The sequence below is a fragment of the Nocardiopsis sp. CC223A genome, from assembly GCF_030766825.1.
Lineage (GTDB): Bacteria > Actinomycetota > Actinomycetes > Streptosporangiales > Streptosporangiaceae > Nocardiopsis.
On sequence record NZ_JASFDV010000011.1, the window covers coordinates 1 to 22,258 of the forward strand.

At 72.5% G+C, this 22,258-nt stretch carries 18 protein-coding genes; 13 read left to right on the top strand and 5 right to left on the bottom strand.

Features of this window, described 5'->3' with window-relative positions; translation table 11 throughout:
- Positions 1-75: 75 nt before the first annotated feature.
- Positions 76-939 (bottom strand): DUF2637 domain-containing protein, encoded by an 864-nt coding sequence (locus tag QJS33_RS06395; protein ID WP_306366925.1) that lies wholly within the window; start codon positions 937-939, stop codon positions 76-78.
- Between QJS33_RS06395 and QJS33_RS06400 the strand changes: the two genes are divergently transcribed.
- The 4 genes from QJS33_RS06400 (at position 920) to QJS33_RS06415 (ending at position 4,802) form a co-directional block, all read left to right on the top strand.
- Complete coding sequence (locus tag QJS33_RS06400) at positions 920-1,288, top strand: aldo/keto reductase (protein WP_306366926.1); 369 nt, start codon at positions 920-922, stop codon at positions 1,286-1,288. The two genes, QJS33_RS06395 and QJS33_RS06400, sit on opposite strands and share 20 nt — an antisense overlap.
- A 471-nt stretch (positions 1,289-1,759) precedes the next feature.
- Complete coding sequence (gene dop, locus QJS33_RS06405) at positions 1,760-3,277, top strand: depupylase/deamidase Dop (RefSeq protein WP_372339601.1); 1,518 nt, start codon at positions 1,760-1,762, stop codon at positions 3,275-3,277.
- Positions 3,278-3,428: 151 nt separating this feature from the next.
- The gene (locus tag QJS33_RS06410; RefSeq protein WP_306366928.1) at positions 3,429-3,905 is read left to right on the top strand and encodes a PPOX class F420-dependent oxidoreductase; all 477 of its coding nucleotides are present in this window, start codon (positions 3,429-3,431) and stop codon (positions 3,903-3,905) included.
- Positions 3,906-4,007: 102 nt separating this feature from the next.
- Positions 4,008-4,802, top strand: coding sequence for an SDR family NAD(P)-dependent oxidoreductase (locus tag QJS33_RS06415; RefSeq protein ID WP_306366929.1), 795 nt, complete (start codon positions 4,008-4,010; stop codon positions 4,800-4,802).
- Between the two features lie 3 nt (positions 4,803-4,805).
- On the opposite strand, the gene QJS33_RS06420 is transcribed toward QJS33_RS06415, so the two are convergent.
- On the bottom strand, positions 4,806-5,402 hold the full coding sequence (locus tag QJS33_RS06420) for a TetR/AcrR family transcriptional regulator (RefSeq protein ID WP_306366930.1): 597 nt from the start codon (positions 5,400-5,402) through the stop codon (positions 4,806-4,808).
- A 262-nt stretch (positions 5,403-5,664) separates the two neighbouring features.
- Between QJS33_RS06420 and QJS33_RS06425 the strand changes: the two genes are divergently transcribed.
- On the top strand, positions 5,665-6,270 hold the full coding sequence (locus QJS33_RS06425) for an NAD(P)-dependent oxidoreductase (protein WP_306366931.1): 606 nt from the start codon (positions 5,665-5,667) through the stop codon (positions 6,268-6,270).
- A 72-nt stretch (positions 6,271-6,342) separates the two neighbouring features.
- Here QJS33_RS06425 and QJS33_RS06430 read toward each other — a convergent pair whose 3' ends face one another.
- Positions 6,343-7,911: a PucR family transcriptional regulator gene (locus QJS33_RS06430; protein WP_306366932.1), complete on the bottom strand. Its 1,569-nt coding sequence runs from the start codon at positions 7,909-7,911 to the stop codon at positions 6,343-6,345.
- Between the two features lie 164 nt (positions 7,912-8,075).
- On the opposite strand from QJS33_RS06430, the gene QJS33_RS06435 reads away from it, so the two are divergent.
- Positions 8,076-9,380 carry an MFS transporter gene (locus tag QJS33_RS06435; protein ID WP_306366933.1) on the top strand — a complete coding sequence of 435 codons (1,305 nt, stop codon included), beginning with the start codon at positions 8,076-8,078 and terminating at the stop codon, positions 9,378-9,380.
- 134 nt (positions 9,381-9,514) lie between these two features.
- Positions 9,515-11,125 (top strand): amidohydrolase, encoded by a 1,611-nt coding sequence (locus QJS33_RS06440; protein WP_306366934.1) that lies wholly within the window; start codon positions 9,515-9,517, stop codon positions 11,123-11,125.
- A gap of 129 nt (positions 11,126-11,254) precedes the next feature.
- Here QJS33_RS06440 and QJS33_RS06445 read toward each other — a convergent pair whose 3' ends face one another.
- Positions 11,255-12,394, bottom strand: coding sequence for a S1 family peptidase (locus tag QJS33_RS06445; RefSeq protein ID WP_306366935.1), 1,140 nt, complete (start codon positions 12,392-12,394; stop codon positions 11,255-11,257).
- Between the two features lie 2,731 nt (positions 12,395-15,125).
- On the opposite strand from QJS33_RS06445, the gene QJS33_RS06450 reads away from it, so the two are divergent.
- From QJS33_RS06450 to QJS33_RS06475, 6 genes are all read left to right on the top strand, one after another.
- The gene (locus QJS33_RS06450; protein WP_220562119.1) at positions 15,126-15,326 is read left to right on the top strand and encodes a ubiquitin-like protein Pup; all 201 of its coding nucleotides are present in this window, start codon (positions 15,126-15,128) and stop codon (positions 15,324-15,326) included.
- A gap of 137 nt (positions 15,327-15,463) precedes the next feature.
- Complete coding sequence (gene prcB / locus QJS33_RS06455; protein WP_306366936.1) at positions 15,464-16,309, top strand: proteasome subunit beta; 846 nt, start codon at positions 15,464-15,466, stop codon at positions 16,307-16,309.
- Between the two features lie 53 nt (positions 16,310-16,362).
- Positions 16,363-17,100, top strand: a complete 738-nt coding sequence (gene prcA, locus QJS33_RS06460; protein ID WP_306366937.1) for a proteasome subunit alpha — start codon at positions 16,363-16,365, stop codon at positions 17,098-17,100.
- A gap of 98 nt (positions 17,101-17,198) precedes the next feature.
- Positions 17,199-18,557 (top strand): Pup--protein ligase, encoded by a 1,359-nt coding sequence (pafA, locus tag QJS33_RS06465; RefSeq protein WP_306366938.1) that lies wholly within the window; start codon positions 17,199-17,201, stop codon positions 18,555-18,557.
- Positions 18,558-18,748: 191 nt separating this feature from the next.
- Entirely contained in the window at positions 18,749-19,861 is a 1,113-nt protein-coding gene (locus QJS33_RS06470) for an FKBP-type peptidyl-prolyl cis-trans isomerase (RefSeq protein WP_306366939.1), read from the top strand.
- Positions 19,862-20,014: 153 nt separating this feature from the next.
- A complete protein-coding gene (locus QJS33_RS06475) occupies positions 20,015-21,031 on the top strand; it encodes a methionyl-tRNA formyltransferase (RefSeq protein WP_306367013.1) in 1,017 nt (338 codons plus the stop codon).
- Between the two features lie 93 nt (positions 21,032-21,124).
- Here the strand turns inward: QJS33_RS06475 and QJS33_RS06480 are convergent, their stop codons facing one another.
- A complete protein-coding gene (locus tag QJS33_RS06480) occupies positions 21,125-22,204 on the bottom strand; it encodes a DUF3866 family protein (protein WP_306366940.1) in 1,080 nt (359 codons plus the stop codon).
- Positions 22,205-22,258 lie beyond the last annotated feature (54 nt).

A 22,258-nucleotide genomic window follows, 5' to 3' on the forward strand; every position in this document is an offset into this window, starting at 1 on the left:
CGAGGACGGGCCCCTGTCTAGGGTGCTATGCGCAGCTCAGGGCGGGTTTCAATCCACAACCCCCACAACGTTCTCTCAGGCGGGTAGGGGGCTGAGGGCAGGGGGCGAAGCTGGCGTGCTGCGCTCGTCCGCGCGTGCCTCGGCGGCCTTCATGACCTGCTCGGCCCAGCGGCGGTTTGTCGTGGGAACGTCGAAGGCCTCACACGACCCTCGCTCGGAGGGAAGTTCACGGGTGCCGAGGACCGCCTGCGCGTAGTACTCGACCGCTTTGTTGAAGACGCGAGGGTCACGCGCGGGAGGGAGCTCGGGCGGAAGTTCGGTGCCGCCTTTGCGGGCCTGGTGCTCGGTGATGATGGTGTCCACCATGTCGGGGGCCTCCTGAACCCGGAATCCCTTCTGGAGACGGACCGCGATGTGGGCGGGCACCTTCCGGGACCAGAACGGGCCGAACTCTCTACGAAGTCGCCGGATCGCTTCGAGCCGGATCATGTGGAGTTCGAGGGCGTCCTCCCAGTCGGGTACGGCCCACAGTTGCATGCGTCGCGTGATTCCGGCTGACCCGATGGGGTCCCACATCCACCGTGCTCGGGGGGCCGAGGAGCCGCTGTTGGTCTGGGCCTGCTTCCACGCTGCCCTGCGGGAGACGAGGAGGGTTTCGAGGAGGAGGGCGGCGATGAGGGGCATCCCCGCACGGGCGACCTGCGCGGCCAGAGCGAGGTCGGCGGCGTGGATCCACTGGAACCAGGCGGATCCGGTGATGGTGAGGATGACCATGGTCCGGGGGAACAGGGCCTTACCACCGACCTGCACCCATCGGTAGGCGGTGTGGGCGAAGAACCCGGCCACGCCGTCGATGCTGAGGAACACCGCGACGGAAAGCACGGGGCCCAGGCCCATCTCCTCACGGGCGCATCCGATGATGCCTTCGGCCACCGGCACCGTCGACACCTCCACCACCTTCGGCGACGGCGACATCCGCCACCGGGTCCCGCGCTTTGAGACGGACAACCTCGCCGCGAACCAGGCCCTGGTCGACCATGTGAAGGCCCTCGCCGCTCAGAAGAGCACCACGCCGGGCCAGATCGCACTGGCCTGGCTGCTGGCCCAACAGCCGTGGATCGTGCCGATCCCCGGAACCCGCCGCACCGCCCGCATCCAAGAGAACGCCGCCGCCACCCGGGTCGCGCTGTCGGCCGACGAACGCGCCGACCTGGACACCCTCGCCCAGCGGGTCGGTGTGCACGGTGACCGTTACAACGAGCTGCACATGGGCTACGTCAACCGCTGACCCGCCCGGCGTGCTGCAACGAACGTTGATCTTTTGAAGGGCCGCGGTGGCCGGCGGGGGTGCTCACCCGGCTGCTGTCGGCGCCGCCCCCGGACCGTGCGGTTCGTCCACATCCGGGCCCTTGTCACCGGCAGGAAGGGCGCGTCCTCCGGGCGGAGCATCGACGCGGTGGCCGACACCGGTCGGTACCTGTAACGGCCAGAGGTGGCAGGGGCTGACCCGCGCGGGAGCCGCGCGGGTCGGCCCTTCGCCGTCTTCGGGGGCCGTGCCGTGTGCGGCGCCAATCCGGGTTCGGTCGGCCGACTTTTCGCAGAAAACGGGTGAAAGGTTTTTCCCGGGTCCGGGAAAGCCCGTCCCACCTGCGATGACAACGGCGCGCCGAGGGGCCGGGAACTCCCGGGAAGACGGCGCTTGGGCCACAATCGACGCGGAAGCGTTCAAGACCGCCCCCCGGTGGATAATCTCTTCAGCATGAGTGTGCGGCGGATTATGGGTATCGAGACCGAGTACGGGATCTCCGTGCCGGGCAACCCCGGGGCCAACGCGATGGTCACCTCAACCCAGGTGGTCAACGCCTATCTGGCCGCTTCGGCGGCCCGGGCGCGGCGGGCACGATGGGACTTCGAGGAGGAGAACCCGCTGCGCGACGCGCGCGGCTTCGACCTGGCGCGTGAGGTGGCCGACCCCACGCAGCTCACCGACGAGGATCTGGGACTGGCCAACGTCATCCTCACCAACGGGGCGCGGCTGTACGTGGACCACGCCCACCCCGAGTACTCGGCGCCCGAGGTCACCAACCCGCTCGACGCGGTGCTGTGGGACAAGGCGGGCGAGCGGGTGATGGCGGACGCGGCCGCCCGGGCGGGGGCCACGCCGGGGATCGAACCCATCCAGCTGTACAAGAACAACACGGACAACAAGGGCGCGTCCTACGGCTGCCACGAGAACTACCTGATGCGGCGGTCGACGCCGTTCGGCGACATCGTCCGCCACCTGGTCCCGTTCTTCGTGTCCCGCCAGGTGGTGGTGGGTGCGGGCAAGGTGGGCATCGGCTCCGACGGGCAGGGGGTCGGCTTCCAGCTCTCCCAGCGCGCGGACTTCTTCGAGGTCGAGGTGGGGCTGGAGACCACCCTGAAGCGTCCCATCATCAACACGCGGGACGAACCGCACGCCGACCCGGACAAGTACCGGCGGCTGCACGTGATCATCGGCGACGCCAACATGAGCGAGATCTCCACCTACCTCAAGCTGGGGACGACGTCGCTGGTGCTGTCGATGATCGAGGACGGGTTCATCAGCGTGGACCTGTCGTTGGAGACCCCGGTCGCCGACCTGCGGGCGGTGTCCCACGACCCGACGCTGGCGCACCGCGTGAAGCTGCGCGACGGGCGCCGGATGACCGCGCTGGAGATCCAGGGCGAGTACCTGGACCAGGCGCGCAAGTACGTGGAGGACCGGTTCGGCACGGACGTGGACCCCGACACCGTGGACGTGCTGGACCGGTGGGAGTCGGCGCTGACCCGGCTGGGCAACGACCCGATGGACCTGGCCGACGAGCTGGACTGGGTGGCCAAGCTGAAGGTGCTGGAGGGGTACCGCTCCCGGGACGGGCTGGACTGGTCGCACCCGCGGTTGCAGCTGGTGGACCTACAGTACTCGGACGTGCGGCCGGACAAGGGGATCTACAACCGGCTGGCGGCGCGCGGGCGGATCAAGCGGCTGCTGGAGGAGTCCCGGGTGCAGCGGGCGGTCACCGAGCCGCCGGAGGACACCCGGGCGTACTTCCGCGGCCGGTGCCTGGCCAAGTACGCGGACTCGGTGGCGGCGGCGTCGTGGGACTCGGTGATCTTCGACCTGCCAGGCTACGACTCGTTGCAGCGGGTGCCCACCCTGGAGCCCCGCCGCGGGACGAAGGAGCACGTGGGGAGGCTGCTGGACGCCTCGCCCACCGCCGCCGACCTGGTGGCGGTGCTGTCGGGCAACCGCTGACCCGCCCGGCGGGGGCGCGGGCGCCCGGCGCCCCCGCCCGGCGTGCGCGGGGACGGTCCCGCGGCACCCGTGCCCGGGGGCGGTGCCCTCCGCCCCCGGGGTCCGGGCCCGCGGGACGGGCCGGACCCGTTTTCGCTGAGGAGAGAGGCCCATGAGTCCTTCGATCGCGACCAACACGACCGTCGACCTGGCCGGACTGCTGGAGTTCGTGCGGCCCCGGCACAACGCGCTGCTCATCACCCGCCGCGGTGACGGCGGGCCGCAGGCCTCGCCGGTGACCTGCGGGGTGGACGGGCAGGGGCGGATCGTCGTGTCCACGTACCCGGAGCGGGCCAAGGCCCGCAACGCCGCGCGCGATCCGCGGGTGAGCGTGCTGGTGCTGTCGGACGACTTCGGCGGCCCCTGGGTGCAGGTGGACGGGGAGGCCGAGGTCCTGGCCGGTGAGGAGGCGGTCGAGCCGCTGGTGGAGTACTTCCGGGTGATCGCGGGCGAGCACCCGGACTGGGCGGAGTACCGGGAGGCGATGCGCCGCCAGGGCAAGGCGCTGGTCCGGGTGAGGCCGAAGCGTTGGGGGCCGATCGCCACCGGCGGCTTCCCCGCCGACCGCGTCCCCCCGTCCGCCGGCTGATCCGCCCGGGAGGGGAGGCGGGGCGACGCGCCGGTTAGGTGCTCTTGCGTTTAGTGCGCGTGTGCAACTATCTTCGTTCCCGACTCCGACGAAGGGCGCACCATGCAGATCGACCTCTCCGGTAAGACGGCCCTGGTGACCGGCTCCACCCAGGGCATCGGCGCGGCGATCGCGACCGCTCTGGCCCGCGCCGGGGCGCGGGTCGCGGTCAACGGGCGCAGCCCGGAGTCGGTGGACCGCGCGCTGGAGCGCATCGCCGCCGACCACCCCCGCGCCGACCTGGTCGCCGCCCCCGGCGACCTGGCCGACGACGACGGCCTGCGGCGCGTCCTGGGCGCGGTCCCCGCCGTGGACGTCCTGGTCAACAACCTCGGCATCTTCGGCGTCCGCCCGGCGCTGGAGATCACCGACGCGGAGTGGCGCCACTACTTCGAGGTCAACGTCCTGACCGCGGTGCGCACGACCCGCGCCTACCTGCCCGGCATGGTCGAGCGCTCCTGGGGGCGCGTCCTCGCCATCGCCAGCGACTCGGCGGTGGCGGTCCCCGCCGAGATGATCCACTACGGCATGACCAAGACCGCCCTGCTCTCGGTCACCCGCGGTTTCGCCAAGGAGGCCGCCGGGACCGGCGTCACCGTCAACTCCGTCATCGCCGGGCCCACGCACACCGGCGGGGTCGAGGACTTCGTCTACGAGCTGGTGGACGGGGACCTGCCCTGGGAGGAGGCGCAACGGGTGTTCATGCGCGAGCACCGCCCGATGTCCCTGATCCAGCGGCTCATCGAGCCCGACGAGATCGCGAACATGGTCGTCTACCTCGCCTCGCCGCTGGCCTCGGCCACCACGGGCGGCGCCCTGCGGGTGGACGGCGGCTACGTGGACTCGATCCTGCCCTGACCGTCAGGCCGGTGCGGCCCCGCCCGACGGGGCGGTGTCCCGGCGGCACAGGCCCACGCAGACGAGTTCGAGGATGCGCTTGGCGCGCGGCTCCCAGTCGCCCGCGGGGTCGAGCTGGTACAGCCCGGCGATGGCCAGCAGCACGTCGTCGGGTTCCAGGTCCGGGCGCAGGGTCCCGGCGGCGCGGTTGGCGTCGAGCAGCCGCTGGAGCGCGGCGGTGAGCGGCCCCCGGGCCTCCTGGGCGAACCGGCCCCGGCTGGTGGCGCTCTGGAGCGCCCCGATGAGCCCGGCCTTGGTCATGGCGTAGCGGGCGAACCGGGCGAGCCACAGCCGGAAGGCGTCCAGCGGCGGGTGCTCGTCGAGCAGGTCGTCGGCGGCCTGCGCCATCTGCTGCACCTCGGCGCGGTACAGCTCGAAGACCAGGTCCTCGCGGGTGGGGAAGTGCCGGTACAGGGTACCGATGCCCACTCCGGCCTTCTTGGCGATGGAGTTCAGGGAGGCGTCACTGCACGTGGAGAACGCCTCGCGGGCGGTCTCCAGCAGGTGGGCGCGCGTGCGGACGCCTTGGGCGTGCAGCTGCTCGACGCGCTTGGTCGACACGGTCGTTCCTTCGTTGGCGGAGATCTCTCCGCCAAGATTAGCCGATATTTCGATTTCTTGTCATCCCAGTTCAGGCGGCGTTTCCCGAGGATGCTGCGGTCCGCGTCACAGGGTTTCGGGATTGCTTGGCGGAGACCTCTCCGGTAAGTTCTGTGTACGTGGCGGAGACCTCTCCGTCACTTCATTCTCTTTGGTGGGGGCCGTCCCTTTCCGGTTCGACGGCCCCGCACCAGGTCCCAGCACCAGTCCCTAAGGACCCGCCATGCAAGACAACGCCACTCCCATGCGGATCGGTGTCATCGGCGCGACCACGGGCATCGGAGCGCTCATCGCCGCCGAAGCCCGCCAGCGAGGGCACGACGTGTGCGACATCCGCCGCAACCCCATGGAGATCGACTACGGCGACCTCGACGGCCTGGATGTCCTCGTCAACGCCCACCAGGCCCAGGTGGGCCGCGAACGCGACCACCTGGAGGTCGACCGCCACCTGATCTCCCTGCTCACCGGCACCTCCGTGCGGCTCCTCGTGGCCGGCAGCCCCGGCCACCTGTACGCCGACGAATCCAGGACCGCCACCTACTGGCAGAGCAGGATGGCCCGCGGCCCCCTGCGCGACCTGGCGCGCTCCCTGGAACGCGCCTACTTCCTCTACCAGATCAGCCTCGACCTGCGGTGGACCTACCTGGCCCCGCCGGTCGAACTCGTCAGCCAGGGCGAGCGCACCGGCCGCTACCGGACCGGCGGCGACGTCGTCCTCACCGACGAGCACGGGCGCAGCCGGCTCAGCGACGCCGACTACGCCGTCGCCCTCGTGGACGAGATCGAGACCGACGCCCACTCCGGACGGCTCTACACCGTCGCCGCCTGACCACCGGCGGTCCTCCCCACGTGCGGCGGGGAGGACCGCCGGTACCCCGCAGGACCGCCGGTACCCCGCGGCTCAGTCGTGCCAGGTGCCGTCCGTGCAGCGCAGGGGGTGCAGGCTCAGTGCCGTCCACAGCTCCAGCCGGGTCCGCGGATCGGACAGCGGACGGCCCAGCACCCGTTCGGCGGTGCGCAGCCGCGCCCGCAGCGTGTTGCGGTGCACCCCCAGGTCCCGGGCGGCCCCCTCCACGTGCGCCCCGCCGTCCAGGTAGTGACGCAGGGTGTGCGCCAGCTCCGTGCCGTTGCGGCCGTCGTGTTCCAGCAGCGGCCCCAGCACGGCCTCGGTGAACGCCCGCGACCCGCTCTCGGGGACCGCCGCCCGCAGCAGCGCCCAGGCGTCCGCCTCGTCCACGTGCCGGTACCCCCGCGGGGGCACCGCATCGCGCGCCCGGGACACCGCCGAGGCCAGGTCGACCGGCCCGCGCGCCCGGCAGGCCCCCGCCGCGGGCACCCCCGGCAACAGCGCGAGCAGGCGCTCCCCGGCGTGTGGACGCCCCGTGTCGGGCAGCACCGCCACCAGGACCCCGTCCAGCGGGCACAGCCCCGCGCTCTGCGCGGCGCCGGTGTCCCCGAGCACGTCCACCAGGGCGTCGGCCGCGGCGTCCAGTGCGTCCGGCGCCCCCGGAGCGGGTTCCCCCTCCCCGCCGAGCCGGTAGCAGACGACCTCCCACGGCGGGGGCGGCAGCGTCAGTGGAACGCCCGTCGGCCCGCCCAGCGCGGCGGCCCGCAGCAGCGGGGCGCGTTCGCGGAAGACCGCCCGCCGCGCGTCGCGCGAGTGCAGCAGGTCCACCGCCAACAGCGACGCCGCGTGGTTGGCCAGCACCCGCACGCTCGCGGAGGGCTCGGCGCAGCGCAGCGCCAGCCACCCCAGGGTGCGGCCGGTGGTGCCCAGGGTCTGTAGCAGGATCACCCCGCCCCCTCCGCCGTCCGCGCCCTCCGCGGCGCCCCGGCCGTCCCCGGCCAGGACCCGCATGCCCGGCGTGCGGCCCGGCCCGGCCGCCGCGGCGCGCACCGGCGCGTGCCAGGCCGGCTCGGCATTCGGGACGGCCCGGCTGGTCATCCCGTTGCGGTCCAGCAGCAGGCACTCCCCGGACGTCGCCGACGCCAACTCGTGCATCACCCCCGCCGGACCCGAACGCAGCGCCGCCCGCGCCATCGCGTCCTGGGCGGCCAGCACCCGGCCCTGTTCCCGGCTCCGCTCGGCGGCGTAGTGGTCGGCGACGGCCTCCACCACGGCGATGAACGGCGTCTCGCCCTCCACCCGCAGCACCGGGAACCCCAGCCGGTCGCCCTCCTCCAGCACCTCCGGCGGGATCGTCCCGCCCAGCCACACGTCGATGGCGAAGGCCAGGGCGGCGCACCCCGCCTCGTGCAGCCGCCGGACATAGGCGCGCCGCTCCTCCTCGCCGGTCCCCAGCCCCAGTCCCACGGTCAGCACCAGCTCGCCGCCGCGCAGCCAGCGCACCGGGTCGGGCAGTTCGGTGACGTGCGCCCAGCGCACCGCCCGGTCCAGGCCCGGGAACCCGGCCGAGGCGTACACCTCCAGGTGCGGTGCCGCGGTGATGTCGCGGACGGTGATGCTCACAACTGCTCCCCGATCCCGGTCGTGCGTTCCGGCGGTGCGCACCGCACTTTTGTCACGGTACGTCCTGTGCGGGACATCCCGTCGCCGGTGGCGGTCGGGTGTCTACGGTCACAACAACACCTGAGCAGCACCCGACGACCACGTCACGCGCAATCGGAGTTCCCATGTCAGAGCGGACCGCCCCCACGTCCACGCACCCCGCGCGTGCGGCCGTGGCGGCCTTCGTCGGAACCACCATCGAGTGGTTCGACTTCTACGTCTACGCCACGGCCGCGGCCCTGGTGTTCGCCACCCAGTTCTTCCCCGCCGGGACGGACCCGGTCGTCGGCCTCATGGCCTCCTTCGCGACCTTCTCCGTCGGATTCTTCGCCCGGCCGCTGGGCGGCCTGGTCTTCGGCCACTACGGCGACCGGCTCGGCCGCAAGTCGGCGCTGGTCACCACCCTGCTCATGATGGGTGTGGCCACCTTCTGCGTCGGCCTGCTGCCCACCTACGAGCAGATCGGGTTCTTCGCCCCGCTGCTCCTGGTGGTGCTGCGGTTCGTGCAGGGCATCGCCGTGGGCGGCGAGTGGGGCGGAGCCGTCCTCATGGCGGTCGAGCACGCGCCCGAGGAGCACAAGACCTTCTACGGCTCCTTCGCCCAACTGGGCAACCCCGCCGGCGCGCTGCTGGCCACCGGCTCGTTCGGCCTCATCGCCGCCTGGAACGCCGACGCCCTCCACGACTGGGCCTGGCGCCTGCCGTTCCTGGCGTCGGTGCTGCTGGTCCTGGTCGGCCTGGTCATCCGGCTCAAGGTCGAGGAGTCCCCGGTCTTCGAGGCCGTGCGGGAGCAGGGCGCGCCCGCCGAGCCGCCCGTGCGCGAGGCGCTGCGCACCTCCTGGCGGCCGCTGCTGCTGGGCATCGGCATCCTGCCGGTCGCGGTCGGCGGCTACTACATCGTCACCACCTTCCTCCAGGGGTACGGGGTCACCGAGGTCGGCATCAGCGAACAGGTCATCCTCAACGGCCTGAGCCTGGCCGCGTTCGTGGAGCTCGTCGCCACCCTGGCGGTGTCCTGGCTGGGCGACCGCTTCGGCACCGTCCGCGTGGTCACCATCGGCCTGGTCGGCGTCATCGTCCTGGCGATCCCGCAGTTCCTGGTCCTGGAGACCGGCAGCGTCGGCCTGATCCTCCTGGCGCTGTGCGTGATGCGCCTGGCCATGGCCGCGGTCTACGGTCCGATCGCCCGGGTGCTCGCCCAGATGTACCCGCCGCGGGCCCGCTACACCAGCATCTCCATCGCCTACCAGGTCGCCGGTGCGATCTTCGGTGGCCTGTCGCCGCTGGTCAGCACCGCACTGTACGCGGCGACCGGCAGCATCCTGCCGGTGGCGGGCCTGCTGATGGCGATGGCGGTGGTGAGCATCGTCTGCCTGGCCTACGCGCCCCGGCACCGCGACGCCGACCTGCCGGTGCCCGCGTCGGCCTGATCCGGGCCGCGCCCACCGCCCGGCACTCCCGGGAGGACCACCGGTCCCCGTTGCCCCGCCTCCCCTCCCCGGGCGGGCCGGCCGTCCTCCGGCCCGCCCCGGGACCCCACCCGTACCCGAACCAGGAGGAAGCCGTGCCCGGCCTGCTCATCCACAACGCCGCCGTCCTGACCATGGACGACTCCCACCCCCGTGCCCGGGCCCTGGCCGTGCGCGACGGGCGCGTGCTCCTGGCCGGAACGGCCGGGCAGGCCCGCGCCGCCGCCGGACCCGGCGCCACCGAGATCGACGCGGGCGGACGCACGGTCCTGCCCGGGTTCATCGACCCGCACAACCACCTGCTGTCCACCGCCGAATCCCTGGCCGCCGTCGACGCCCGCTACCCCCGGGTGGGCAGCGCCGCCGACCTGGTCGCCGCCCTCGCCGCCGAGGCCGCCCGCACCCCGGCCGGGCAGTGGATCCGCGCCTTCTCCATGGACGACGCCAAGTACCCCGAGGGCCGTCCCACCCGCCGCGACCTGGACACGGCCACCACCGAACACCCCGTCATCGTCTACCACGTGTCCGGGCACCAGGCCGTCGTCAACTCCGCGGCCCTGGCCTGGAGCGGCATCGGCGAGGACGTGCCGGACCCGGCGGGTGGCTCGTTCGTGCGCGACGAGGGCGGCCGCCTCACCGGCATGGTCACCGACGCCGCGATGGAGCTGCTGCTGCCGTTGGCCGTCGACATCGGCTGCCACGGGCCCAACTTCCACACCGACCTGCCCACCGAACACCTCCTGGGCTGGCTGGCCGACGCCGCCCGCCCCTACCTCTCCGCCGGTGTGACCACCGTGTGCGACCCGCAGGTGTCGGCGCGCGAACTGCGCGTGTACCGGGCCGCCCGGGCCGCCGGAACGCTGCCGCTGCGCACTTTCGGCATGCCGCTGTCCCACCAGCTCGACGCCCTCACCCGGGCCGGTCTGGCCTCGCCGTTCGGCGACGACCGGCTGCGGCTGACCGGCATGAAGTTCTACTCCGACGGCACCCTGCTGGGCGGCACCGCCAAGTTCACCGTCCCCTACGGCGAGCGCGGCCAGTTCGCCGGGAGCCTGTACCACCACCCCGACCGGCTGGTGGACCTGGTGACCCGGGCCGCCCGCGAGGGCTGGCAGGTGGCGATCCACACCCAGGGCGACGCCGCAATGGAGCACACCCTGGCCGCGATCGCGTCGGCGGCGAAGGTGTCGGGGCCCGACCCGCGCCCGCGGGTGGAGCACTGCGGGTACCCGACGGTGGAGCAGACCAAGCGGTTCACCGAGTACGGGGTCATCCCGGTCAACCAGCCCAACTTCCTCTACGACAGCGGGCGCGACTTCCTGCGCCGCCTGGGGGAGCGGGCCCACCGGCTCCAGCCGATGCGGGAGGAGATCGACCTGGGGCTGCGCCCGGCGCTGTCCAGCGACTCGTTCGTCTCCAGCCTGCGCCCGATGGACACCATCGCCAACGCGGTGGGGCGCACCACCCGGGAGGGCGACGAGATCGGCACGGACCAGGCGGTCACCCTGCACGAGGCGCTGCGGGCGCACACGCTGGACGCCGCCCACGCGCTGGGGATGGAGGACCGGCTCGGTGCCCTCAAGCCGGGGTACCTGGCCGACATCGTGGTCCTGGACCGCGCGGTCGAGGGGCTGGGCCCGGACGAGCTGCGTTCGGTGGACGCCTGGTTGACCGTCCTGGACGGGAAGGTCGTCCACCGCTCCTGAAGGCCCGCGCATCCCCGCGTCCGGGAAAGGGGCGGGCCCTCCCGGCCGGGGACCCGCGGGGGAACGGGGGCGCCCCCGCCCGCGCACGCGGCGCGGGCGGGGACACCGGGGGAGGGGGTGGGGGAACGACTAGCTGGTGCGGATCCGCACGCCCCAGGAGTTGATCATCGGCTGGACCTCCTGGTAGTAGGTGGTCCCGCCCCAGGTGCAGTTGCCGGAGCCGCCGGAGGTGACGCCCTGCGCCTGCGAACCGGAGATGAACGAACCGCCGGAGTCGCCGGGCTCGGCGCACACGTTGGTCCGGGTGAGGTAGTACACCGTGCCCTGCGGGTAGCGCACCGTCTGGTTGCGGGCCTGGATGGTGCCGCAGTGCCAGCCGGTGGTGGAGCCGGAGCGGCAGATCGCCGACCCGATGGGCGCCTGGGAGGTGCCGGTGACGGACTGGTAGGTGCCGTTGTAGCGGCTGACCAGGTTGTGCAGGGTGAAGTTCGAGGTGCCCCGCACGAACGCGGCGTCGTTGCCCGGGAAGACCGAGCGCTCGAAGGTGCCGCGGCCGTTGCCGATGGTCACGCCGGTGCCCACGGTGCCGCAGTGGCCCGCGGTGACGAAGCCCGGCTGGCCGGAGCTGTTGGTGGCGGGGAAGCCGACCGAGCAGCGGCCGCCCATGTAGTAGGCCAGGCCGCCGATGATGTCCGCGTACAGCTGCGGCGCCTCGTCGGTGGTGACCACCTCGACGGCGGAGGCGTCCACGTCGGCGTCGGCCAGCAGCGCGTCGACGTCGGTGCCCTCCAGGACCTCCAGGACGACGGTGTCGCCCTCGACGTCCGGGTACCAGCCGGTGACGCCGTCGGGGGCGTCGGCGGCGTCGAGGGCCTCGACGACCTCGGTCAGGCCCTCGGTGCCGTACTCGACGACCTCGGCCTGCGCGCCGGTCGCCTCGACCGCTTCGACGGCGTCGGCGTCGGTGACCAGGACGGTGAGGTCCTGGGTCTCGATGTCGTAGAGGGAGCCGCCGTAGGCGTCGCCGGCGGCCTCGGTCGCCTCGGCGTCGACGTCCAGGGCGTCCTCTTGGGCCTCCAGGAGGTCGGTGGCCTCGGCCTGGGTCAGGTCGAGGTCACGGGCCAGGGCCTCCTGCATGGTGGAGGCGCTGTCGTCGGCGACGGGGCCCTGTGGTGCGGGTGCCGCGTAGGCGCCGGGGGACATGGCGAGCACCAGGCCGAAGGCCAGGGCTCCCGTTCCGACGGCGGAGATAACGGGGGAGGGTCGCATGATCCCTACTCTCCAGGGGGATTGACGGGGGAATGGGTTTCCGCTCCGGTGGGGGCGGACGTCCCTTCCGCGGTGTGGGATTGGTCCACTCCGCGAAGCTCACCGAGACGCTCGGTAAACGATTCCAAACCATAAGTGGACACTTTGGCGAGGGAAAGACCCGCTTTCTCGGGAAAGCGCCCAAGCAGCAAAGGGATCATCCGATGAAACCGGGTGCCGTGGTGGCTGTTGGTAGTCGAATGTTGAACGACCTTGTCTTTTTCCGCAGTCGTCCGGTTACCCTGCGAGTAAAGCCACACATTTCAAGGGGTGCGGTGTGGCCGGATTCGGCCACGGGACGCCGTTCCCTTCGTGACCGCGTGGCTACACGGCGGTAACAACCGAGGTCACAGTGCCACCGCCCACGGGATCGCGGACCTTTCGCAACAAGGTCCCCCTGTTGCCCGGAAGCGCTCCCAAGACGAACGGTCGGAATAAGGGGCCGGACGGCCGCCCGATATCGGACAGCCGCCCGGCCCTACGGGGGAGGGTTCTTACCGGCGGGTAGCGGGAGGCCGTGCGACCGGGGCCGACCCGGAGGGCATCGCGCGCCCTCGGCCGCGAGGGCCGACCAGCTTGTGCGCCACCCGTGTCCTCTCAACGCTGTGTGGGGTGACGGGCGCGCTGTTCGGGGCCCGGCCACGGCCGGTGGGAGGATCGTCTCCTTCGACCCCAGGGGGCCCGGGCGGGCGTTCTCCCGCTCCCGGGCACGGGGGGTGCGGGCCGCAGCCGTCTGGCCGCCATGGCCGGTAGGAGAACCGCGGGGCCTGGGCCTCGGGGGGGTTGCCCACCTGCCCGGAGTGCCTGGCCACAGCCGGAGGGTGTCGCGCCGCCCCCGCCCCCGGGGGGGTGTTCACCCGCCCGGGAACCTCAGCCCCATCCGGGAGGAGAACCGGAGTCCTGCACCCCAGGGGGGTTGTTCACCCGCCCGGGAACCCCGGCCCCATCCGGGAGGAGAACCGGAGTCCTGCACCCCGGGGGGTTGTTCACCCGACCGGAATGCTCAGCCCGAGCCGTGTCAGGCCAGTGGGGTGCCCGGCCATAGGGGGTCTTCGCGACAGAGGTGAAGGTTTCCAAAAGCCCGGCCGCTTGGAAACGGACGGGGCGCTACGCGTGGGCCCGGCCCCGGCCGCAGTCGGCGTACCGGCAGCTTTGCAGACCGGTGCGTTGGGCGCTCGTGCGGGGTGGTGGGGGTGTGACTGCCGGAGCCGGGTGCACGTGGAGCGTGCACACCCGCACCGCTTGGGGCGGGAGGCAATGGTCCGCCTGCAAACAGAGGAGCGCTCCACGCTCGTTTGAAAGCCCGACCACAGGTGGGGTGACCTTGGCGGTGCCCGCCCTCCGCCACCGAAGGGGGGTTGAGGGAGGCGTTCCCGCGACCTGTACCCCAGGGGGTGGACCGGAGTGTTCCCGCGGCCTGCGCCCCGGGCCGGAGGAAGGACCGCACACCCCGGCTGCCCGGGGGAAGGCAGAACACGTCCGCGGCCCCGGCCCCAGGGGGGCGGACCCGGGCGTGCTCGCGACCTCGCCGCAGAGGGGTCGGGGGGAAGGACTGTTCGCTTTCACCCCAGGGGGCGGGACCCGCGCCCGGCCTCCCGTCCCGGTCCGAGCCCCCGGTCCCGGGCAGACCGGCAAGCGGACACGGCCAGGCCTCACCCCCTGTGGTGGGGACCGCGAGCACATGCGGGTTCACCCGGGGGGTGTAGGTCGCGGTTCTCCTTCCGGTCTGGGGCCGGGGCCCGCGGACACGCTCCGGTCCACCCCCCGTGTGGTGGGGGTCTCAGTCCTTCCTTCCCTTCACCCCCCTGTGGTGGCGGAGGGCGGGCACCGCCGGGTTACAGCATCTGTGGTCGGGCTTTCAAACGAGCGTGGAGCATCCCGCCCTTTGCAGGCGGACCATTGCCTCCCGCCCCGAGCGGTGCGGGTGTGCACGCTCCACGTGCACCCGGCTCCGGCAGTCACACCCCCACCACCCCGCACGAGCGCCCAACGCACCGGTCTGCAAAGCTGCCGGTACGCCGACTGCGGCCGGGGCCGGGCCCACGCGTAGCGCCCCGTCCGTTTCCAAGCGGCTGGGCTTTTGGAAACCTTCACCTCTGTCGCGAAGACCCCCTGGGGCCGGGCACCCCACTGGCGTGACACGGCTCGGGCTGAGCATTCCGGTCGGGTGGGCAACCCCCCGAGGTGCAGGACTCCGGTTCTCCTCCCGGATGGGGCCGGGGTTCCCGGGCGGGTGGACAACCCCCCGGGGGCGGGGGCGGCGCGATGCCCTCCGGCTGTGGCCGGGGTTCCCGGTCGGGTGGGCAACTGAGGTGCCCCGAGGTGCAGGACTCCGGTTCTCCTCCCGGATGGGGCCGGGCACCCCGGGCGGGTGGACAACCCCCGGGCTGGGCGGCCCACCGCGGCCTTCGCCTCCCGCCCCCTCCACCCCCGCGCATAGCGCCCGGGAACCCACGGTGACCATCTCCCTACGCAACCGTAACGCGCCAGGTCAGCGCCTCGAATGATCGGCGATCCCTACCCCGGGCCGTGCGCGACGCGCCCGGGAGCGGGGGTGGCCGGTGCGGATTCCGGTCGCGGGTACGCCCCGTGGTTCGAGGTAACCAGCCGGTATCGGGCTTCGGGAAGTGGGTTGAGGTGCCCGGTGTTGGGCCAAGATAAGGGCGAGAGCCCCGAACGGGAGGTAGCGAATATGGCGAAGGACACCGGCGGCCAGAAGCACGCGTCGCGCCGCGACGAGGAGGTCGAAGAGGTCGAGGCATCCGCCGACGTTCAGGAGCGCAAGGACCAGCTGGACGAGGACGTCGACGACATCCTGGACGAGATCGACGACGTGCTGGAGAGCAACGCCGAGGACTTCGTTCGGCAGTTCGTGCAGAAGGGCGGCCAGTAGGCCCCGCGGCGGTTCGCTGACAGCGCACCGACGATGCCGTCGGCACCGCCGCGGACCCGGCTAGGGTCGGCTTTGACAGGACTTAAGGACGAGGCGTCCCGCCCGCGTCGGGGCGGGGCGCGAGTGGAGGGAGTCGCGTGTTCGAAGGGTTCGAGGGCAAGGGGTTGCCCGCCGCTTTCATGAGTGCGGGGACCTCGTCCTTCACCGAGTTTCTCCGAGAGGTCAGGCCCGAACTGATGCCCGGCCACGGACTGCCGGCGCAGGGGATCGCCGCCGAGCACCTCGCCCCCGACGCGACGACGATCGTCGCGCTGACCTTCCCCGGGGGCGTTCTGATCGCGGGCGACCGGCGTGCCACCCAGGGCAACGTGATCGCCAATCGCGACATGGAAAAAGTTTATCGAACGGACGAATACTCCGCGGTGGCCATTGCCGGCTCCGCCGGGTTCGGTATCGAATTGGCCCGCCTCTACCAGGTGGAATTGGAGCACTACGAGAAGATGGAGGGCCGTTCGCTCTCCCTCGAAGGTAAGGCGAACAAGCTCGCCCAGATGGTCCGCGGGCACCTCGGCCTGGCCATGCAGGGCTTCGTCGTGGTCCCCCTCTTCGTCGGCTACGACGAGAACGAGGGCAAGGGCCGCGTCTTCAGCTACGACGCGACCGGCGGTCGCTACGAGGAGCAGCGCTACTACTCCATCGGCTCCGGCTCGGTCTTCGCCAAGGGCTCCATCAAGAAGCTCTACCGCGACGACCTCGGTGAGACCGATGCCGTCAAGGTCGCCCTGGAATCCCTCTACGACGCGGCCGACGACGACTCCGCCACCGGCGGACCCGACCTGCACCGCAAGATCTTCCCCCTGGTCGACGTGATCACCGAGGACGGCCACCGCCGCCTGCCCGCCGACGACGTCGCCCGCCTGGCGACGGAGGTGGTCGAGGGGCGTGCCGCCCACCCGGACGGCCCCACCGCCCCGCTGGCCTGAACAGCCGGCCCCGCCTCGCCCCATTGGACTTCTAGGTAAGGAAACGATCCGCGGTGTCGATGCCGTTCTACGTCGCCCCCGAACAGCAGATGAAGGACAAGGCGGACTACGCGCGCAAGGGCATCGCGCGCGGCCGCAGCGCCGTCGTTCTGCAATACGAGGGCGGCATCCTGCTGGTGGCGGACAACGTCTCCCGCACGCTCCACAAGATCAGTGAACTCTACGACCGCATCGCCTTCGCCGCGGTCGGCCGCTACCCCGAGTTCGAGAACCTGCGCCTGATGGGCGTGCGTTTCGCGGACGTGCGCGGGTACCAGTACGACCGCCGCGACGTCAGCGGCCGCCAGCTCGCCAACATCTACGCCCAGACCCTGGGCACCGTGTTCAGCGAGAGCCTCAAGCCCTGGGAGGTGGAGATCGTCGTCGCCGAGGTCGGCGACACCGTCGACGGCGACGAGATCTACCGCATCACCTTCGACGGCTCCATCGTCGACGAGCAGGGCTTCGTCGCGGTGGGCGGGTCCTCCGAGCACGTCTCCCAGGCGCTCAAGGACCGGTTCGCCGCCGACGCCTCCCTCGCGGCCGCGCTCAACGCCGCCACCCACGCCCTGGCCAGGGAGAACGGTGAGGAGCGCGAATTGGAGGCGGCCAACCTGGAGGTCGCCGTCCTGGAACGGTCCAGGGAGCACCGCAAGTTCCGCCGCATCCAGGGGCCGCGCCTGGTCTCCCTCCTGGAGGAGGGGCGCGGCGGGTCCGCCTCCGGCGGTACCACCACCGAGGACGACGCATAGCAGAAACGGTGCGGCGCCCCCGAGGCGCCGCACCGGCCGGCGGACGACGCGGCCCCGTCGTCTGGGGCCGGACGGTGACGGGAAGTTGGTGAGGCCGCGTGGAACGACGGATCTTCGGGCTGGAGAACGAGTACGGGGTCACGTGCACCTTCCGGGGGCAGCGCCGGCTGTCGCCGGACGAGGTCGCCCGCTACCTCTTCCGGAGGGTGGTCTCCTGGGGACGCAGCAGCAACGTGTTCCTGCGCAACGGTGCCCGCCTCTACCTGGACGTGGGCAGCCACCCCGAGTACGCCACCCCCGAGTGCGACAGCCTCGTGGACCTGGTGGCGCACGACAAGGCCGGTGAGCGCATCCTGGAGGGGTTGCAGGTCGACGCCGAGCAGCGCCTGCACGAGGAGGGCATCGCCGGGGACATCTACCTGTTCAAGAACAACACCGACTCCGCCGGCAACTCCTACGGCTGCCACGAGAACTACCTCGTGGGCCGGCACGGGGAGTTCGGGCGGCTGGCCGACGTGCTCATCCCCTTCCTGGTCACCCGGCAGATCATCTGCGGGGCCGGAAAGGTCCTACAGACCCCCCGCGGCGCCCTGTACTGCGTCAGCCAGCGGGCCGAGCACATCTGGGAGGGCGTCTCCTCCGCCACCACCCGGTCCCGGCCGATCATCAACACCCGCGATGAGCCGCACGCGGACGCCGAGCGCTTCCGCCGCCTGCACGTCATCGTCGGCGACTCCAACATGAGCGAGACCACCACCCTGCTCAAACTGGGCTCCACCGACCTGGTGCTGCGGATGATCGAGGCGGGCGTGGTCATGCGCGACTACACCCTGGAGAACCCGATCCGGGCGATCCGCGAGGTCAGCCACGACATGACCGGCCGCCGCAAGGTGCGCCTGGCCAACGGGCGCGAGGCGGGGGCGCTGGAGATCCAGCGCGAGTACCTGGAGAAGGTGCAGAGCTACGTCGACCGGCACGGCACCGACGCGACCGGCAAGCGGGTCCTGGAGCTGTGGCAGCGCACCCTGGAGGCGGTCGAGTCCCAGAACTTGGAGTCGGTCTCCCGGGAGATCGACTGGGTCGCCAAGTACATGCTGCTGGAGCGCTACCGCGCCAAGCACGACCTGTCCCTGTCCTCGCCCCGGATCGCCCAGCTCGACCTGACCTACCACGACATCCACCGCGACCGCGGCCTGTTCTACCTGCTCCAGAACCGCGGCCAGATGGAGCGGGTGGTCGGCGACCTGAAGATCTTCGAGGCCAAGTCGGTGCCCCCGCAGACCACGCGGGCCCGGCTGCGCGGCGAGTTCATCCGCCGCGCCCAGGAGCAGCGCCGCGACTTCACGGTCGACTGGGTGCACCTCAAGCTCAACGACCAGGCGCAGCGCACCGTGCTGTGCAAGGACCCCTTCAAGTCGGTGGACGAGCGGGTGGAGAAGCTCATCGCCGGGATGTGACCGGCGGCACCAGCGGCCCCGGTGGCGGTCCTCCGCCGCCGGGGCCGCGGCGCTTCCCGGCGCCCCGGACGGGGACGTCCGGGGGGCGGTGACCTTTTGTTACCGATGTTCCGCCTCGGGGGGAGGTGGTGGCGGTCGCGCTTTTCGGTAGTGTGACCCTGTCCCGAGCCGGAAAACAGAGGTAGTGACCCATGCACCGACGTGCCGCCGCCCTCGCGGTGCCCCTGACCGTCATCGCTTTGACGGTCTCAAGCTGCGGAAACATCCCCGAGGAGTGGCGCACTCCCGCCTTCATGCGGATGGACGGTGACCAGCTCGACTCGCGGCTGCCCACCGTCACGGGTGATGTCGGCGAGGCGCCCGAGGTCACCTTCCCCGACATGGAGCCCCCCGAGGAGGAGCTCTCCGGTGTCGTGGACCAGGGCCCGGGCGAGGAGGAGCTGGTCCGCGCCGACGACCTCGTCGTCGCCAACGTCGCCCAGTTCCAGTGGACCGGCGCCGGCGAGGGCGAGCCGGTCGAGGGCCAGTCCAGCTACGAGACCGGTGCCCCGGACCTGATCCGCATGGCCGACATGCCCGAGCAGATCAGCTCGGTCCTGGTCAACCAGGCCGTCGGCAGCCGCGCGGTGTACGTCTTCCCGCCGCTGACCGAGGACGAGCAGGCCCAGGCCGAGGCCATGGGCCAGGAGCCCCAGGTGGGCGCCAGCGTCCTGGTCGTCGACATCCTGGACCGTTTCGGCATGGGCTCGGTGGTGCCGGGCGAGCAGACCACCGACGGCGGTGACGGCCTGCCGACCGTGGTCCAGGAGGGCCACAGCGAACCCACGATCGAGGTCCCCGAGGGCGATGCGCCCGAGGAGCTGGAGGTCGTTCCCCTGATCGAGGGGACGGGCGGCGAGGTCGAGGAGGGCCAGCAGGTCATCGTCCAGTACACCGGTGTGCGCTGGGAGGCCGACGAGAACGGCGACCACCCCGTGTTCGACTCCACCTGGACCCGCGGTGGCGCCCCCTTCGACACCACCATCGGCGCGGGCTCGGTGATCGAGGGCTGGGACGAGGGCATCGTCGGCCAGAAGGCCGGCAGCCGCCTGCTCCTGGTCGTGCCCGGCGACATGGCCTACGGCGAGACCGAGGAGGAGGCGATGGGCGCCCCGGCGGGCACCCTGGTCTTCGTGGTCGATGTCCTGGGCTCCTTCGACAACCCGCCGCCGGTCGAACCCGAGGAGGAGCCCTCCGAGGGTGCCGAGGACGAAGAGGCGTCCGAGGCCGGCGATGAGGAGGACTCCGAGGAGGAGACCGAGTAGCGCCTTCGCGCGGGCTTCTTGAGCCAGGGGGCTTTCCGGCGGTCGCCGGAAGGCCCCTCGGCGTTGCGGACACGCAGAGCGACCGCCGCCTCCGGCGGCCCCGCCGCCCCGCTGCGTAGAGTCGTGCCAACGGTGGGCCGAGCGGAGGGGGCCGTGGTGGACCGGGTGCGCTACTGCTACGTGTCGGGACTGGGCCTGGGGGTTCCCGCCCTGAGGGAACTGTGCGCCCAGGGGCGCTCGCCGGCCCTGGTGGTCTCCTATCCCGCCGAACTCGCCCACCGCTCCGGCTACGTCGACTACGAGGCCGTCACCCGCCGCCACGACCTGGAGCACCTGCGCGCCGCCGACCTGGGCTCGGACGAGGTGCGCGACGCGATCGCGGCCCGCGACATCTCCCTGCTGGTCGCCGCCGGGTGGTCCGGCCCCGTTCCCGAACACCTGCTGGCGGCGCTGCCGCGGGGCGGGGTCGGCCTGCACCCGGCGCCGCTGCCGGTCGGCCGGGGCCGCGCCCCCATCCCGTGGACGATCCTGCGCGACATGCGGGCCAGCGCCGTCACCCTGCTGCACCTGGACGGCGGCGACACCGGCGACATCATCGACCAGGCGTGGTTCGACGTCGAGCCCGACATCACCGCCACCGGCCTGTACGACCGGGTGGCCCGCCGCCAGGCCGAGATGCTGACGGCCCGCATCGACGACCTGCTGGCGGGCACCGCGCCCCGGCGGCCCCAGCGCGGGCACGCGTCGGTGTGGCCGCGCCGCCGCCCCAGCGACGGGCGCATCGACTTCACCTCCTCGGGCCGCGACGTGGACCGCCTGGTGCGGGCCCTGGCCGACCCCTACCCGGGTGCCTTCGCGATGTTCGGCGGCAGCCGCATCACCCTGTGCGCGGGGGCGCTGGACGCAGCGGTCCGGGGCGGCGCCCCGGGCGAGGTGGTGTCGGCGGGGCCGGGCCGTGTGTGGGGTGTGACCTGCGGGGACGGTGCGGTGTTCGTGCCCGAGGTGATCCGCGTGGACGAGGGGGTCCGCGCCGACCCGGCGTCCCTGGCGATGTTCCGCGCGGGGGCGTTCTTCGACGAGCCCTCGCCGCACTCGCTCAGCCCGGCCCGCCCCGTTCCGGTGCCGGGGCAGGCCGCCGACCCGGACACGCTCCTGCGCACCGGCGGGTGACGACCCGCGGGATCGCCCCGCGCAGGCGTGGCCGCACCCCAGGCATGGGGCCGCACCACGGCAGCGGCGTGCCGAGGTCCCCGACGGACGGGATCACACGAGTGCGGCGGCGTGGCGGCCCGCGGCGGCCGCGCTCAGGAACGCCGCCCGGTCCTCCTCCAGGCTCCGGCCCATGGTGGACGGCTTCACCGGCAACGCCAGCAGCGCCTCCTCCAGGCCCTCCACACCCACGTCCACCAGCGTGTGCCGGGCGCCCAGCGGTGCCGCCTGGACGCGCACCCGCTCCCCGAACACCCCGGGCAGCAGCGGCACCACCACGTCGGCGCGGGCCAGCGCCACCCGCCCGTAGGCCGTCAGGCTGTGGTGGGACACTCCACGGTGCCGGGGGCGGGGGTCGGCCTCGCTGACCCGCAGCGCCGCCACCGGGTGCCCGTCCAGCACCGCCGCCGCGTTGACCGCCTCACCGCAGGACACCCCGGAGAACCCCCAGGGCGTCCCCGTGCCCAGGTTGCCCGGCCCCTGGCAGACCACCGCCACGTCCGCGCCCAGCACGTGCCGGGCGGCCAGCAGCCCGGAGTGGACCGTCACCGCCTCCAGGTCACCGCCGAACGACTGCCCGGTGGTCACGCACCCCGCCAGCAGCCCCTCCTCGCGCAGCGCACCCAGCGTCCGCGAGAACGCGGCGGGCAGCGCCCCGCCGTCGGTCATGACGTTGACCACCCGCGCCGCGGGCCGCTCGTGCAGGATCCCGGCCAGTACCGCGGGCAGCGACGAGTGCAGGTCGGCGACCACCACCGGCATGCCCGCCAGCCCGGCCGCGTCGCGCAGCGTCGCGTGGTGCGGGGAGTCCTGCTCGTCGGCGCCCTCCACCAGCGTCTGCAACGGCGTGTACCGCGCCTTGACCAGGTGTCCGGGCCCCTCCCGGTCGGGCGGCAGCCGCTCGGGCAGGGCCACCACCATCGCGTACCCGCCGGTGCCCAGCCCCAGGTCCAGGGCCCCGGTGTTGAGCAGCACCGCGTCCCCGGGGCGGGGGTCGCCCACCAGGGCCGGGTAGGCGATCGCCCGACAGGTCGCCTCCCCGCCCGCACCGTCCGCGACGGCGGCCAGGCACACGCTCACCCCGGGCCAGGACGGCAGGAGTTCACGGACTTCACCACGGCGCCACCGGATCATGGAAGGCACGGTACCTTCGTTGCTGAGTCGGCACGGGGACGACGCGCCCCGCCG